Source organism: Nocardia sp. CDC160, from assembly GCF_035818795.1.
Lineage (GTDB): Bacteria > Actinomycetota > Actinomycetes > Mycobacteriales > Mycobacteriaceae > Nocardia.
Genome location: NZ_JAYKYT010000001.1, coordinates 1,042,914 through 1,058,531, shown reverse-complemented (window position 1 = coordinate 1,058,531; position 15,618 = coordinate 1,042,914). Strand labels below are relative to the sequence as shown.

12 protein-coding genes are annotated in these 15,618 nt (G+C 68.6%); 9 read left to right on the top strand and 3 right to left on the bottom strand.

Annotated features, from left to right (window positions below; all coding sequences use genetic code 11):
• Window positions 1-211 precede the first annotated feature (211 nt).
• Together leuA and VMT40_RS04725 are read left to right on the top strand one after the other, a co-directional pair.
• Window positions 212-2,014, top strand: a complete 1,803-nt coding sequence (gene leuA, locus VMT40_RS04730) for a 2-isopropylmalate synthase (RefSeq protein ID WP_326356712.1) — start codon at window positions 212-214, stop codon at window positions 2,012-2,014.
• Between the two features lie 319 nt (window positions 2,015-2,333).
• A complete protein-coding gene (locus tag VMT40_RS04725; RefSeq protein ID WP_326357196.1) occupies window positions 2,334-3,884 on the top strand; it encodes a MinD/ParA family ATP-binding protein in 1,551 nt (516 codons plus the stop codon).
• 52 nt (window positions 3,885-3,936) lie between these two features.
• Here the strand turns inward: VMT40_RS04725 and VMT40_RS04720 are convergent, their stop codons facing one another.
• Together VMT40_RS04720 and VMT40_RS04715 are read right to left on the bottom strand one after the other, a co-directional pair.
• Complete coding sequence (locus VMT40_RS04720; protein ID WP_326356711.1) at window positions 3,937-4,926, bottom strand: LLM class F420-dependent oxidoreductase; 990 nt, start codon at window positions 4,924-4,926, stop codon at window positions 3,937-3,939.
• 47 nt (window positions 4,927-4,973) lie between these two features.
• Window positions 4,974-5,870 (bottom strand): LysR family transcriptional regulator, encoded by an 897-nt coding sequence (locus VMT40_RS04715; protein ID WP_326357195.1) that lies wholly within the window; start codon window positions 5,868-5,870, stop codon window positions 4,974-4,976.
• 318 nt (window positions 5,871-6,188) lie between these two features.
• Between VMT40_RS04715 and VMT40_RS04710 the strand changes: the two genes are divergently transcribed.
• From VMT40_RS04710 to VMT40_RS04680, 7 genes are all read left to right on the top strand, one after another.
• On the top strand, window positions 6,189-7,139 hold the full coding sequence (locus VMT40_RS04710) for an EamA family transporter (RefSeq protein ID WP_326356710.1): 951 nt from the start codon (window positions 6,189-6,191) through the stop codon (window positions 7,137-7,139).
• Between the two features lie 125 nt (window positions 7,140-7,264).
• Window positions 7,265-9,031, top strand: a complete 1,767-nt coding sequence (locus VMT40_RS04705) for a hydroxysqualene dehydroxylase (RefSeq protein WP_326356709.1) — start codon at window positions 7,265-7,267, stop codon at window positions 9,029-9,031.
• A 64-nt stretch (window positions 9,032-9,095) separates the two neighbouring features.
• On the top strand, window positions 9,096-9,719 hold the full coding sequence (locus tag VMT40_RS04700; protein WP_326356708.1) for a pyridoxamine 5'-phosphate oxidase family protein: 624 nt from the start codon (window positions 9,096-9,098) through the stop codon (window positions 9,717-9,719).
• 88 nt (window positions 9,720-9,807) lie between these two features.
• Window positions 9,808-11,040, top strand: a complete 1,233-nt coding sequence (locus VMT40_RS04695; RefSeq protein WP_326357194.1) for a Mur ligase family protein — start codon at window positions 9,808-9,810, stop codon at window positions 11,038-11,040.
• A complete protein-coding gene (locus tag VMT40_RS04690; RefSeq protein WP_326356707.1) occupies window positions 11,037-11,747 on the top strand; it encodes a type 1 glutamine amidotransferase in 711 nt (236 codons plus the stop codon). The genes VMT40_RS04695 and VMT40_RS04690 overlap by 4 nt, the downstream gene beginning before the upstream one ends.
• Window positions 11,748-11,903: 156 nt before the next feature.
• Window positions 11,904-13,499, top strand: a complete 1,596-nt coding sequence (locus VMT40_RS04685; protein WP_326357193.1) for a GMC oxidoreductase — start codon at window positions 11,904-11,906, stop codon at window positions 13,497-13,499.
• Window positions 13,500-13,552: 53 nt separating this feature from the next.
• On the top strand, window positions 13,553-14,407 hold the full coding sequence (locus VMT40_RS04680) for an ion transporter (RefSeq protein WP_326356706.1): 855 nt from the start codon (window positions 13,553-13,555) through the stop codon (window positions 14,405-14,407).
• Here the strand turns inward: VMT40_RS04680 and VMT40_RS04675 are convergent.
• Complete coding sequence (locus tag VMT40_RS04675) at window positions 14,346-15,557, bottom strand: low temperature requirement protein A (RefSeq protein WP_326356705.1); 1,212 nt, start codon at window positions 15,555-15,557, stop codon at window positions 14,346-14,348. The two genes, VMT40_RS04680 and VMT40_RS04675, sit on opposite strands and share 62 nt — an antisense overlap.
• Window positions 15,558-15,618: the final 61 nt, after the last annotated feature.

Here is a 15,618-nt window from a genome sequence, read left to right as displayed (position 1 = left end):
CGTGCAGGCGCAGACCTCCGGTGTGGCCCCCGCCTCCCCGACTTCCGGGCGTCTATCGCCCGCATGTAAACTCGTGATCATCATGCAGCGGGCCCTTCTTCTCCTCGGCCGCCGCGACGGGTTCTGATACGGACCGGCTCCCGTCGCGGGGATTTGCCGCGCCGGTCTACCCATACCTGGGATCCAGCCACACCCTCGGAGATAAATCGCCATGTCACCCGCTGACGCTTTCGTATCCGGTACGCGCACCATCACCCCGCCGTCCAAGCCCGCGCCCGCCGACCAGCCCGCGTGGAACGCGCAGAAGAACTCCTCGATGCCGACCTTCCGGTATCGCCCGTTCGCCGAAGAGGTCGAGGCCGTCGAGCTGCCCGACCGGACCTGGCCGAACAAGATCATCGACCGCGCGCCCGGCTGGTGTGCCGTGGACCTGCGCGACGGCAACCAGGCGCTCATCGATCCCATGAGCCCGGCCCGCAAGCGCCGCATGTTCGACCTGCTGGTGCGCATGGGCTACAAGGAGATCGAGGTCGGCTTCCCGTCCGCCTCGCAGACCGACTTCGACTTCGTCCGCGAGATCATCGAGGACGGCGCCATCCCGGCCGACGTCACCATCCAGGTGCTGACCCAGTGCCGCGCCGAGCTGATCGAGCGCACCTTCGAGGCCTGCAACGGCGCCCCGAACGTGATCGTGCACTTCTACAACTCGACCTCGATCCTGCAGCGCCGCGTGGTCTTCCGCGCGGACCGGGACGCGGTCAAGAAGATCGCCACCGACGCCGCCACCCTGTGCCTGGAGATCGAGAAGCGCTACCCGGACACCAACTGGCGCTACGAGTACAGCCCCGAGTCCTACACCGGCACCGAGCTGGAGTACGCCCGCGAGGTGTGCGATGCGGTCTCCGAGATCATCGCGCCGACCCCCGAGAAGCCGCTGATCATCAACCTGCCCGCCACCGTCGAGATGGCGACCCCGAACGTCTACGCCGACTCCATCGAGTGGATGAGCCGCAATCTGGCCCGCCGCGACTCGATCGTGCTGTCGCTGCACCCGCACAATGACCGCGGAACCGCCGTCGCCGCCGCCGAATTGGGCTACCTGGCCGGTGCGGACCGCATCGAGGGCTGCCTGTTCGGCAATGGCGAGCGCACCGGCAATGTCTGCCTGGTGACGCTGGGCATGAACATGTTCTCCCGCGGCGTGGACCCGCAGATCGACTTCTCGAACATCGACGAGATCCGCCGCACGGTCGAATACTGCAACCAGCTGCCGGTCGCCGAGCGCCACCCCTACGGCGGCGACCTGGTCTACACCGCCTTCTCCGGCTCGCACCAGGACGCCATCAACAAGGGCCTGGACGCCATGAAGGCCGCCGCCGACGCGCAGGGCGCGGATGTCGACGACATCACCTGGGAGGTCCCGTACCTGCCCATCGACCCGAAGGACGTCGGCCGCACCTACGAGGCCGTGATCCGGGTGAACTCGCAGTCCGGCAAGGGCGGCGTGGCCTACATCATGAAGACCGATCACGGCCTGGTGCTGCCGCGCCGCCTGCAGATCGAGTTCTCGCAGGCCATCCAGCGCATTACCGACGGCGAGGGCGGCGAGGTCACCCCGAAGGAGATGTGGGACGTCTTCTCCGAGGAGTACCTGACCCCGATCCTGCCGCTGGAACGCATCCGCCAGAAGGTCACCGCCTCCGAGACCGACGGCGGCGTCGACCACATCGAGGCCGTGGTCAAGGTGGACGGCGTCGAGCACGCCATCTCCGGTGAGGGCAACGGCCCGCTCGCCGCGTTCGTCGACGCCCTGGCCACCATCGGCTACGACGTGCGGGTGCTGGACTACAGCGAGCACGCCATGTCCTCCGGTGACGACGCGCAGGCCGCCGCCTACGTCGAGGTAGCCATTGGCGACCAGGTCACCTGGGGCGTCGGCATCGCCACCTCGATCACCACCGCCTCGCTGCGCGCGGTCGTCTCGGCGGTCAACCGCGCTGCCCGCAAGGGTTGAGCGAAACCGCAGGTTGTCGAGCCCGCCGCGATGATTTCGCGGCGGGCTCGAACTGTCCGGGCGGGCCGATAATGCTAGCGTTGGTTCGCAATAGCGCCGAGCTCTCTGTTCGAGCTGTCGAGCAGATGGGGGACACGTGACCACGAAAGATCAGAATTCGACCGCCAAGCCGGGTGATCCGGAGGACCTCGACGACGCCCTCGAGGCGTCCGCGGGGCGGGACGAGACCGACGAGGCGAAGGAATCCGAGGCCGACTCCGAGGAGCAGGCGGCGGGTTTCTTCCCGCCGGTACCGGATTCGATCGACCAGACCGTGCACATGGCCGGGCCGGGGGAGGGCTCGAATCCATTCGCGGCACCCGCCGGTCCGTTCGCCGCGCCGGGCGGCCCCGGGCCGTACGGCCCGCCGGGCTTCCCGCCCGCCGGTGGTTTCCCGCCGCCGGACGCCGGGCAGTTCGCGCCGCCGCCGAATCCCGGTGCGCCGAATGGTTTTCCGCCGCCCGGCGCGCCGCTGGGCGAGGTCGTGGACCACACACCCTACGGCGACATCCGTCAGGAGATCGGCAGTGACGGCATGGTGCGACGGGTGTTCCCCGAGAACAGCGGACCCGGTCCCGTCGAAATGAACGGGGAGCCGGGGCATTTCGGCGGTCCCGGGCAGCCGGGCCAGTTCGCGCCGTCCAATGATCAGCCCGACGGACCGATCTACAGCTGGTCGCCGCCCCCGGCCGCGCCGCCGCAGCAGCAGCCCCAGCCGCCGCAGGTCGGCTTCCAGCCGGGTTGGAATCCGCAGCCGCAGCAGGGTTTTCCGCAACAGCAGCAGCCACCGGGCAGCTTCGGACAGCAGTACGGCCAGCAGCCGATGCCCCCGGGCCATTCGGTCAATGACCTGAACCTGTTGAAGCGGGCCAAGCGCGCTCCGCGCAGTGGCTGGCGTCGCGCCATTCACAAGGCCTCCGGCGGTGCCATCAATCCGGGCGAGTCGGCCGCGGATGTGGTGTACCGGCAGTTGGTGGACCGGGTGAACCAGCCGGTGCGCGGGGACTACCGAATCGCCATCCTCTCGCTCAAGGGCGGCGTCGGAAAGACCACCACCACGGTCGGTCTCGGCTCCACCTTCGCCTCGCTGCGCGGCGACCGCGTGATCGCCATCGACGCCAATCCCGACCTCGGGACGCTGGCCCACCGCGTGCCCCGGCAGACCCGCTCCACGGTGCGAAACCTGTTGGAGGACGGGCACATCAGCCGGTACTCCGATGTGCGCGCGCACACCTCGCAGGCGCCGAGCCGCCTGGAAGTGCTTGCCTCCGAACAGGATCCGGCCGTGTCGGAGGCGTTCTCGGAGGCGGACTACCGCAAGGCCATCGGCATCCTGCAGCAGTTCTACAACATCATCCTCACCGACTGCGGCACCGGTCTGATGCACTCGGCCATGTCGGGTGTGCTGGATATGGCCAGCTCGCTGGTGCTGGTCACCTCTCCGGCCATCGATGGCGCGCGCAGCGCCTCGGCGACGCTGGACTGGCTCGACCACCACGGCTACCACAAGCTGGTGGAGCGAACCGTGGTGGTGGTCAACGCCTCTCGCAAGGGCTCCTCCACGGTGGACCTGGACCAGCTGCGCAAGCTGTTCCTGGATCGCACCCGCGCGGTGCAGGTGGTGCCGTTCGACGATCACCTGGCCGAGGGCGCGGAGATCGATCTGGAGCTGGTCGGCAAGCCGACCCGGCGGGCGCTGCTGGAGCTGGCCGCCATGGTGGCCGACGACTTCGGGTATCACGCTGCGGCGCAGGGATTCCCGCCGCAACAGGGCGGATATCCGCAGCAACAGCCGGGATTCCAGCCGCCGGGCGGCTACCCGCAGCAATGACGAAATGCCCCGCGGCTCGAAAAGAGCCGCGGGGCATTCTCGTTCGTACCGTTCAGCCGCGGACCAGCGGAGCCAGCGCCCGCCCGGCGAGCTCGACGCTGCCCTCCTCGTGGCCGTTGGTGATCATATTGACGATGAGGCCGTCGATGCCATGATCGAGCACTCGGGTCTGGAACTGCTCGGCGACTTCGTCAGGCGTGCCGACGAATTGGCGATCGGCCGGGCTCTGCCGCAGCGTCTCCACCGGCAGCGCGCTCAGATCGGTGATCCCGATGCGGGCCAGCATCTCGGCCTGGGTCTTGCGGGCGCGGTCGCCGTCCTCGTCCACGATGACGAAGGCCAGGAAGCTGGTCTCCAGGGTCTTCGGGTCGCGGCCGACCTCGTCCAGGCGGGCGTGCAGTGCCTCGAGCTTGCGCGGAATCTCCGAGGCATTGCAGATGATGTTCAGGTGGTCGGCGAAGCGGGCCGCCAGGCCGAAGGTCTTCTTCTCCCCGCCACCGCCGAGCAGGATCGGCAGATCGTCGCGCACCCGCGGCTCGTTCATGGCGTCCTGGGTGCGGTACCACTTGCCGTCGAAGGTGGAGTGCTGGCCGCGCAGCATCGGCGTGATGATCTCGAGGGCCTCCTCGAGCTTCTCGAAGCGTTCGGTGAAGGTCCCGAAGTCGAAGCCGTAGGCCTGGTGCTCGAGTTCGAACCAGCCCGCGCCGATGCCCAGCACGGCCCGGCCCCGGCTCACCACGTCCAGGGTGGTGACGGTCTTGGCGGTGAGCGCCGGATTGCGGTAGGTATTGCCGGTCACCAAGGCGGACAACTGGATTCGCTCGGTGGACGCCGCCAGGCCGGACAGCGCGGTGTACGCCTCGAGCATGGGCTCGCTCGGCGCGCCCATCAGCGGCAACTGGTAGAAGTGATCCATGACGAAGGCCGCGTCGAAGCCCGCCGCCTCGGCCTCGCGCGCCTGCGCCACCACCGCCGGGAAGAGATCCCGCGGCGCGACCCCGTAGCTGAAGTTCGGCATTTGATACCCGAGTCGAATGCTCATGCAGCACACGCTAAAACTTGGAGTGCACTCCAAGTCAACAGCTGGATTCAGGCTCCCGTCGCCTTGCGCGCCGCGGCCTGGAAGGCGGCGATGACCATGGCCACGGCGGGACGCTTGTCGGCGTGCGGGCGGGTGGCCAGATCGTACACGCGCGCGGCGCGCACCCCCGCCAGGCGCAGCATGACCAGATCCGGATGGCGGACCGCGTACCGGGGCATCAGGGCCACCCCGTACCCGGTGGCGACCAGGGCCTCGATCACGCTGAACTCGTTGAGCCGCTGCGTGATTCGCGGCTGCACGCCGGTGACGGTGGCGATGGAGCGCAGCACATCGTCGACCGGGAACCCGGTACGCACGCTGATCCAGGTCTCGTCGGCGAGCTCCGCGGGCACCACCGCGCCCTGCCGGGCCAGCCGATGGTCGGGAGCAACCACGACATCGATCGGTTCACGCATGAGCACCCGCGACGACACCCGCGGCCCGCCGAGCGCGGAGCCCCGCTCATCACGGTGCGTGAGCACCACGTCGTAATCGGCCAGCAACCGCGGCACCTCACTCGGCGGCACATCCTCGTCGGCCGCCACCATCTCCACGCCGCTACCCGCCAATTCGGCCAACACGTGAGGGAGGAGCAGCGTCGCCCCCGAGGGAAACAGCGCCACCCTTACCCGCCCGCGCGGCGACCCCCGATACTCGGCCATCTCGTTGACCGCGCGTTCCATGGCCTCGAGCACCTCATCGGCCCGCACCACGAGCGCCCGCCCCGCATCGGTGAGCCGAACCCGGCGACCATCCGGTTCGAGCAGTGAGACCCCCGCCTCCCGCGCCAGCACCTTGAGTTGCTGTGACACCGCCGACGGTGTCATCGAGAGTGCTTCGGCCACAGCCGCAACCGTCCCGCGATCGGCCAATTCCCGCAGCACCCGCAGTCGTTCGAGCGACATGAGCGGCCCGTCTACCCGGCCCGCGGGCGAGCCGCCGCCGGTCTCCGTCGCGACCGGGTCGATGCCGGTCATGGGGGTGGTCCCGGTTCGACCGCGGGCAACTCGCCTGACTTTGGCCGGGCCGATGCCCGTTCCGGGTGGTGAGGTTGGCTCGGCGGGGGTGCGAGGTGCCGCTGGCGACGGTGTGTCGCGGGTGACGCGGCGTGGGGGTGGGACCGCTCGGGGTGGGTCGGGCTGGGGCACGGTTAAGTTCTACTACATTGTTGTTGCAGAATTATTCGATTGTTCTTACCTATTAGCCAACGCAAGATTTTCGGCATGACCAATCGTGATCGACTGCTGGGGCTCACCGTCGTGGTGCTGTGGGGGCTGAACTTTCTGGCCATCCATGTGGGTCTCGAGCACTTCCCGCCGTTCTTCTTCGCGGGCCTGCGGTTCGCCGTGATCGCGATTCCGGTGTTGATCTTCGTGCCGCGGCCGCAGGTGCCGTGGAAGTGGCTGCTGCTGTACGGGACCGGGTTCGGGATCCTGCAGTTCGCCTTCCTGTTCACGGCCATGCGGGCGGGCATGCCGACCGGGCTGTCCTCGCTGGTGTTGCAGTCGTCCGCGCCGTTCACGGTCCTGCTGGGCGCGATCTTCCTGCGGGAGCGGCTGCGCGGGATCCAGTTGGCGGGCATCGCGGTGGCCATGCTGGGGATGGGTGTGATCGGCTGGGATCGCTCGCACCACGCCGCGCTGCTGCCGCTGCTGCTCACCCTGCTGGGCGGTCTGGGCTGGGCCTTCGGCAATATCGGATCTCGTTTGGCCGCAGCGCGATCGGAGAATGTGAACCCGCTGCACCTCACGCTGTGGATGGCCGTGGTGCCGCCGATTCCGATGTTCGCGCTCTCCGCCCTGACCGAGGGTTCGACCACCGGTTGGAACGCGCTGATCGGGTCCTTCTCGCCGAGCGGGTGGCCCGCCTTCGCGGCCCTGGCCTACATCGTGCTGTTGGGCACCATCGCCGGTTCGGGCCTGTGGACGTATCTGATGAGTCGGTACCCGGCCAGCACGGTCGCCCCGCTGTCGCTGGCCGTGCCGGTGGTGGGCATTGCCGCCTCCTGGGCACTGCTGCACGAGACCCCGTCCGCGCTGTCCCTGATCGGGGCCGTGATCGTCATCGCGGGAGCCTTCACGGCCACGTCGGCGGGCCGCCGAGCATCCGCGGCCATGCAACCCGCCGAGCCGACACGCCGCCTGGAAATAAACCCGAATCTCGTCGAGGCCTAGCCGAACAGTCGGGTTTGCTGGGGTTCGCAAGATTTGCGGGCCCCCGGCATGAAAATTTCCACCCCAACCGACCATCTGTCTGCGACAGCTCCATAGGATGCGGACCAGGCTGGGAGGTAACGGGTATGGCAGGACAACGTTTGTCCGTCACACGACGGACAGTGCTGCGTGGAGCGGTCGCGGCCGGGGCGATGGCGGGGGCGGTGGCGGCGGGGGCCGCCACCCCGACCGCGGCCCGGGCCGAGACCGGGCGTCGGGTGGCGGTGCTGGGCGGGGGTGTCGCGGGTCTGACCGCGGCCCACGAACTGGCCGAACGCGGCTTCGAGGTGACGGTTTACGAACGGCGGGCCCTGGGCGGCAAGGCCCGCAGCATCGCGGTGCCGGGTACCGGCAAGGACGGGCGACCGGAACTGTGGGGTGAGCACGGATTCCGGTTCTTTCCCGGCTTCTACCGCCACATTCCGGACACTATGCGGCGAATCCCGTTCGCTGGCAATGCGAATGGTGTGTGGGACAACCTGGTGGCCGCCCCCGAGGCGCGTTTCTCGCGCAAGGACGCGGACGACACCCTGATCCCCATGGGCAAATTCGGGAAGGCCTGGTCCACCCCGGCCGATTTCCGGGAGACGGTCGGCTCGGCCATCGCCACCTCCACGGCCATGGGCACCGCGGACGCGCTCTACTTCGCCAATCGCCTGCTGGTCTTCAACACCAGCTGCGACGCCCGCCGCTACGGGCAGTGGGACCAGATGTCCTGGCGCGACTACGTCGGTGCGGGCAAGCGCTCCAACGAATTCCGCATGCTGCTCTCGCGCACGCTGACCACACTGCTGGTCGCCGCGAAGGAGGACAAGGCCAGCACCCTCACCATCGGCACCATGGGCGAGCAGTTCCTGGGCAATCCGCTCGAGGTCGCCAATGACGGCGCCCTGGACCGCCTGCTGAACGGGGCCACCAATGAGGCCTGGATCGATCCCTGGGTGAATCGGCTTCGGGATCTCGGCGTCACCTTCGTCAACGCCGAGGTCAAGGGTCTGGAGCTGGAGGGGTCGCGGATTTCCGGTGCGCGCGTGGTGGATTCGGCGGGATCGGCCCAGACGGTCGCGGCGGACTACTTCGTCAGCGCGCTGCCGGTGGAGGTGGCCCGCACCCTGTGGACGCCCGAAATCCTGTCGCTGCGACCGGAATTGGCGGGCATGAACCAGCTCACGGTGGATTGGATGACCGGCATCCAGTTCTTCCTGCGCCGCCCCACCGATATCGCGCGCGGCCATGTCGCCTACGTGGATTCCCCGTGGTCGCTGACCTCCATCTCGCAGGGCCAGTTCTGGAATCGCGCCCCGATCACCGGTCTGGGCGACGGCACGGTCCAGGACTGCCTGTCGGTCGACATCTCCGACTGGAACACCCCCGGCATGCTGTACGGCAAGACGGCCAAGGAGTGCACGCACGAGGAGATCGCCCGCGAGGTGTGGGCGCAGCTGAAGGCGCATCTCAACGACCGCGCCGAACTGCTGCGCGACGACGACCTGCATTCCTGGTTCCTCGACACCGGGGTGGCCTGGGATGCCGCGCAGCAGCGCAACACCAATGCCGATCCGCTGCTGATCAATACGGCGGGCTCCTGGGTGCTGCGCCCGGAGTCCTATAGCGCCGCCCTCGAAAACCTGTTCCTGGCAGGTGATTACGTGCGCACCAACGTGGACCTCGCCACCATGGAGGGTGCGTCGGAGGCGGCCCGCACCGCGGTCAACAAGATCCTGGACGTGTCCGGCTCGGATGCCGCGCGCTGCAAGCTGTTCACCCTCTACCGCGCGGTGGAACTGGAGCCGTTCCGGCAGCTGGACGCACAGCGCTACGCCGCGGGGCAGCCGAATATGTTCGACGCCTAGCCGAATTCCTCACACCGGCGAAAAAGGCTGGTGTGAGGACCGGTGTTCCGCGTTGAATCGAGTCATGAACGAGATCACGGACCCTGTCGAACTGCGCGAACTGCTGGGCGAGGTCGCCTGGCGGCCGAAGAACAAGGTCCGTAACTCCCTGCACGAGCACGATCGCGAGTGGATCGCCCGGACACCCTTCATCGTCCTGGCGACCAGCGACGCCGACGGGAATTGCGACGCCTCGCCCAAGGGCGACCCCGCCGGATTCGTGAAGGTGCTCGACGACAAGACCATCGCCATTCCCGAGCGGCCCGGAAACCGGCGCGCGGACGGGTATTTCAATGTCCTGAGCAACCCGCACGTCGGCGTGCTGTTCGTCATCCCGCGCCGCCGCGACACCCTGCGCATCAACGGACGGGCCCGGCTGGTCCGTGACGCACCGTATTTCGACGACATGATCGTGAAGGGAAACCGTCCGATCCTGGCCCTCGAGGTCGAGATCGACCAGATCTTCTTCCACTGCGCCAAGGCCTTCATGCGCAGCTCGCTGTGGGAGCCGGAGCGGTGGCCGGAGGACACCCTGCCCAGTGCCGCCCGGATGGCGAAGGACGTGGTGCCCGCGATCGCCGAGACGGTGGAACAGCTGGAGGAGTACTACTCGCCCGCGAACTACGAAAAGATGCTCTACAACAGCTGACCCCGGTGTAGTTCACGTCACCGGCCTCGATACCGCCCGAGCGTCCGGCCCGCCGTCCCCATAAACTCGCGTCGTGGCAGACATCTCGATGCGCGGACAGCTGGCGTTGCGGGCCGCGACGGCGGCGTCGTGGGCCTCCCGGCGGGCCGGGCGCGGCAACGGCTCCATGATCGGCGGGCTGATCGCGCTGAAGATCGACCCCTCGCTCATGGCGCAGCTGGGTTGTGGCAAGCGCACGGTGCTGGTGACCGGCACCAATGGCAAGTCGACCACCACCCGCATGACCACCGCGGCGCTACAGACGTTGGGTCGGGTCGCCACCCAGGCCGACGGCGCGAACATGGACGCCGGAATCGTGGCCGCGCTCACCGCGCACCGCACCGCGCCGCTGGCGGCCATCGAGGTGGACGAATTGCACCTGCCGCATGTGGCCGACGCGCTGAACCCGTCGGTCGTGGTGCTGCTGAATCTTTCCCGCGATCAGCTCGACCGGGTCGGCGAGATCAATATGATCGAGCGCCGTCTGCGTGAGGGCATGGCCCGGCATCCCGCGGCCGTCCTCGTCGCCAACTGTGACGACGTCCTGGTGACCTCCATCGCCTACGACCACCCGAATGTGGTGTGGGTGTCGGCCGGTAGCGGCTGGTCGGTGGACGCCACCAGCTGCCCGCGCAGCGGCGAGCCCATCGTGTGGGAGGGCGAGCACTGGTACAGCACCGGCGCGGACTTCAAGCGACCCGAGCCGCAGTGGCGGGTGGACGAGCAGGGCCTGCACGGTCCCGACGGGCTGGAAATCCAGCTCTCCCTTGCCCTTCCGGGCCGCGCCAATCGCGGCAACGCGGCCCAGGCTGTTGCCGCCGCGGTCGCCCTGGGTGCGGATCCCGTCAAGGCCGCCGCGGCCACCGGCACCGTGCGCGAGATCGCGGGCCGCTATCGCAGCATCGATGTGGACGGCCGCAGCACCCGCATGCTGCTGGCCAAGAACCCGGCGGGCTGGCAGGAGGCGCTGTCCATGATCGACCCGGCCGCAACGGGTCTGGTGATCGCGGTCAACGGCCAGGTGCCCGACGGCGAGGACCTGTCCTGGCTCTGGGATGTGCGTTTCGAACACTTCGAGGGCACCCAGGTGGTGGCCGCCGGTGAGCGCGCCACCGACCTCGCGGTGCGCCTGACCTACGCCGGGGTCGAGCACATCACCGTCGCGGATCCCGTGCGCGCCATCGCCTCCTGCCCGCCCGGCCGCGTCGAAGTGCTGGCCAACTACACCGCGTTCCGCGACCTGAACCGCGATCTCGCCGAGAAGACGGGTGTCCGCGCATGACCGAATCGATACTCCGCATCGGCCTCGTGCTGCCCGATGTGATGGGCACCTACGGCGACGGCGGCAATGCCGTCGTGCTGCGCCAGCGGGCCCGCATGCGCGGCCATGCCGCCGAGATCGTCGAAATCCCGCTCACCGAGCCGGTTCCCAACTCGCTGGACGTGTACACCCTTGGCGGCGCGGAGGATTCGGCGCAGCGGCTGGCCACCCGGCATCTGCAGCGCTACCCCGGCCTGCAGGAGGCCGCCGAGCGCGGTGCGCCGGTGCTGGCCATCTGCGCGGCCATCCAGGTGCTCGGCCACTGGTACGAGACCTCCTCGGGCGAACGCGTCGACGGCGTCGGCCTTTTCGACGTCACCACCTCGCCCCAGGACAAGCGCGCCATCGGCGAGGTCGCCACCCAGCCACTGATTCCCGGCCTCTCAGCGCCCCTCACGGGCTTCGAAAACCACCGGGGCGGAACCAAGCTCGGCGGTGACGCCAAACCGCTGGGACGGGTCACCAAGGGCGTCGGCAACGGTGTCGGCGACGGGCTCGAGGGCGTGGTGCAGGGTTCGGTGCTCGGCACCTACATGCACGGTCCGGCCCTGGCCCGCAATCCGGAACTCGCGGACTACCTGCTGTGCCGGGCCCTGGGCGTGGATTCGCTTCCGCCCTTGGATCTCCCGGAGGTCGATCAATTGCGCCGGGAACGCCTCCGGGCCTGAGGGAATTGGCCATATCGGTCAGAAGCGGCCCTCGATCACTGTGAGAGTCGGCGAACCTGTTGAGGGGTTGGGGACCGGCCGGTAATCTCGCGCGCGGTCACGGGAACAGAGGGAGGTGGCCGGTTGCGTAGACGCACCGTGCTCAAGGCTGCCGGGATGGCGGCCCTGCTGGCAGGCGTCGGGACGGGTGCCGCCACGCGCGGTGCCGGGACCGCGTCGGCCAATCCGCTGTGGAACGCGCTGTTCCAGGCCTGGGTGCCGGAAATCTTTGCGCCGCTACCGGATCCGCCCGAACACTCCGAGGCCATTGTCATCGGCTCCGGCTTCGGGGCGGCGGTGACCGCGCTGCGCCTGGCCGAGGCGGGTGTGCAGAACACGGTGCTCGAGCGCGGCTCGCGCTGGCCCAACGACCCCTGGCGCGAGATCTTCACCGGCGACGACCTGCCCGACGGCCGTGGCTTCTGGCATCGCACCAGCTTCACCGGCGTGACTCGGGTCCCCATGCCGTGCGCGTCCTTCGGCGGCGTCCTGGACGTCACCGAATACCCGGGCATCGACGTGTGGCGGGCCGCGGCGGTGGGCGGCGGATCCATCGTGTTCACCGGGGCCATGGTCGCGCCGCCGAAGCACCTGTTCGATCAGGTCTTTCAGGGCGTGGTGAACTACGACGAACTGGATTCGGTCTACTACCCGCGGGTCCGGCAGATGCTGCGGCTGTCCACCATGCCCGGCGATGTGTACAACTCCGCGCCCTTCACCCATTCGCGGGTGTGGGATCAGCAGGTGCGCGCCGCGGGATACGAACCGCAGGCCAATGATTCGATCTTCAACTGGGATGTCATCCGCTCGGAACTGGCGGGCGGCAGCCGCGCGTCCGCGACCGCCGCGCGCAGCAATCTCGGAAACTCCAACGGCGCCAAGTTCGATCTGAACCAGAACTATCTGCGCTACGCCGAGGGCACCGGCCGATCCGCCATTTACCCGGGCCACCAGGTGGATTCGATCGGCCAGGACTGCAATGGCAAGTACGTGGTCTCGGTGACCAAGCTGGCCCCCACCGGTCAGGTGCTCGGCACCCGCACCCTCACCTGCGATCGCCTGTTCCTGGGCGCGGGCTCGGTCGGCACCTCCGAACTGCTGGTGCGCGCCCAGGCCACCGGCACCCTGCCCAACCTCAACGAGCACGTCGGCGACGGCTGGGGCACCAATGGCGATGTGGTGCTGGCCCGCAGCATCAGCGAGCCGTCCATGACCGGCGGCGGCGTGCCCAGCGCCAGCCGCATCCTCGACGAGTCGGGCATGCCGCTGCACCTCGAAAGCTGGTATGTCCCGGGCATTCCCGTGGACACCGGCGCCATCGCCTCGCTGGGCATCGTGCTGGATCCGACTCGGGCCCGCTTCGGCTACGACCGCGGCAGCAACGCGGTCGGCCTGCGCTGGCCCACCGCCGCCCAGGAGGCGGTGGTCGCGGCGTGCCGGGCGGTCGACCACAAGGTGGCGCGGGCGGGCGGCTCGATGATGGATTACCAGCCGATCGGCTATGACGCCCAAGGCTTCTTCACCGCGCATCCGCTCGGCGGCGCGGTGCTGGGCCGGGCCACCGACGGCTACGGTCGCGTCATCGGACATCCGGGTCTCTACGTCATGGACGGCGCGGGAATTCCGGGCAGCACCGCGACGGTGAACCCGTCGCTCACCATCACCGCCGTGGCCGAACGCAATATCGAGGCGATCATCCGCTCCGGACGGTAGCCGCCCGTACGCCGACTACGCTGGCGGGACCGTTCGATGAGGAAGGGGACGTCGTGGCCGCGGTGGACGAGATCGGTGGAGTGCCCGGCGCACCGGAGGCGGACGAGTTTCCGCACAAGCCCCCGGCCCTGTGGGGCGACTTCGTCATGCTCGCCCTCGCGGTGGTCTCGGTGGTGCTGGTCGCCTGGGTGACCTTCTTCCCGGTCGCGGGTCAGACCTACCGGATCATCCGGGTCGTCGACTACAGCATCTGCGGCGTGTTCCTCGTCGAATTCCTGTGGCGCTGGCGGCACGAGGGCTGGAGCTGGACCTTCCCGTTCATCTACTGGTACGAGGTGCTGGGCATGGTCCCGGTGACCAGCCCCTTCTTCCGCGGCTTCCGGCTGCTGCGCATCGTGGTGATCGCGGTGCGGCTGGGCCGGGTCGCCGACCGCGCCTTCGGCGACCGGATCACCGCCATCATCGTCAGCCGCTCGGTGGGCGCGATCGTCGACGCTATCAAGCGGCCGGTGACCGTGGCGGTGCTCGAGGAGGTCGCCGAGGTGTTGCGCACCGGCCGCTACACCCGCAATATCGCCAGCGCGCTGGAGGAGAACCGCTCCGAGATCGACCAGATGATCCTCGAGATCATCCGGCAGGACCCGCAATTGGGCCGGGTGCGCTATGTCCCGTTCCACGAGGAGATGATTCGCGGCATCGCCGACGCCAGCTTCCGGGTCGTCTTCCAGGTGCTGGCCGATCCGCGCACCGACGAACTGGTGGCGGATGCGCTGCGCGAGAACATCAATCAGATTCGCGCGGCCGTGCACGCGGGGGAGCGGGTGCCGGAGGCGATCGACAACCGGCTCACTCCAGCCCGTGCCGGATCAGATCCCGCGGCTGGGCGTAGCGCACCACCTCGAAGGTGATCAGCGCCAGCAGCACCGCGCACAGGATGCCCAGGGCGGCCAGGGCGGGCAGGGCCGAGGCGACCGGAATCAGCAGCACCAGCAGCAGCGCCGCGACGATCCGCGGCGTGAGCACCTTCCCGGTCGCGTAGTGCCGGAACCCGACCAGCGCGATCAGATACGCCACCACGCCGCCGTACAGCGCGAACAGCGGTATCCCGTGCAGCTCGTCGCTGAGCGAATGGCCCTGCGCCCCACCCACGTAGCCGAGCACCTTCTTCAAACCCAGTGCCATGGCCACGATTCCGGCGATCATCGGAAAGTGCCAGAAGGTGTAGCAGTTGCGCGCGATCTGAATGCGGCGCGCGCCCCCGGCGCGATGCATGGCGTGCTCCACGACCAGGGCGGCCACATCGAAGTAGGCCCACCACAGCAGCCCCGCCACCGCGAGACCCAGCATCGAGCCCACGGTGATCGACCACGAGATCGGCAGCCCGGCCACCCCGACGCCGATCGACACGATGGATTCACCCAGCGCGATGATGACGATCAACCCGTACCGCTCGGCGAAGTGCGAGGCCGAATAGAGCCGCCACTCGTTGCCCGCGAAGAACGTCCACCCCATGTCCCAGACCAGCGCCGCCAGCCACAGCACCAGCTGCGCGGTCCCGTGCGTGGCGATCGCGCCGACCACCAGCAGCACGCTGGCCACACTGAGCGAGCCCGCCGCCCAACGGATCACCTGTCGGCGCAGCTGGGCGTCCTCGGCGCTGGCCAACCAGAACACGGCCAGGTGGATCAGCCGCACGGCCAGATACGAGATGACGAAGACCAGCGGCCCGTACCAGCCGCCGGGCAGATCGTGGAAGGACTCGGGAATGGTGAGCGCGATCATGAAGGCCGCGCCCATGGCCACGAACATGGCCACCCGGGCGACGCCCTCGTCGGCCTTGACCACATTGCCGAGCCAGGAGTAGCCGATCCAGGCCCACCACAGCATGGCCAGGATCAACAGGGCGCGCAGCAGGTTGACCGCGGTGGTCTCGTGCGCGGCGAAGTCGGTGACCATGGTGAAGGCGAACACGATCACCAGGTCGAAGAACAGTTCCAGCTGCGTCACCGAGGCGTTCTCGGCGACCGGCATCATGCGGGCTCGTTGCAGACCGGGCATGGCAGACATACTGCCTGGTCCGGGTCGCGAAAGGCAGTGTCAGCGGCGAGTGTTCGCCCTC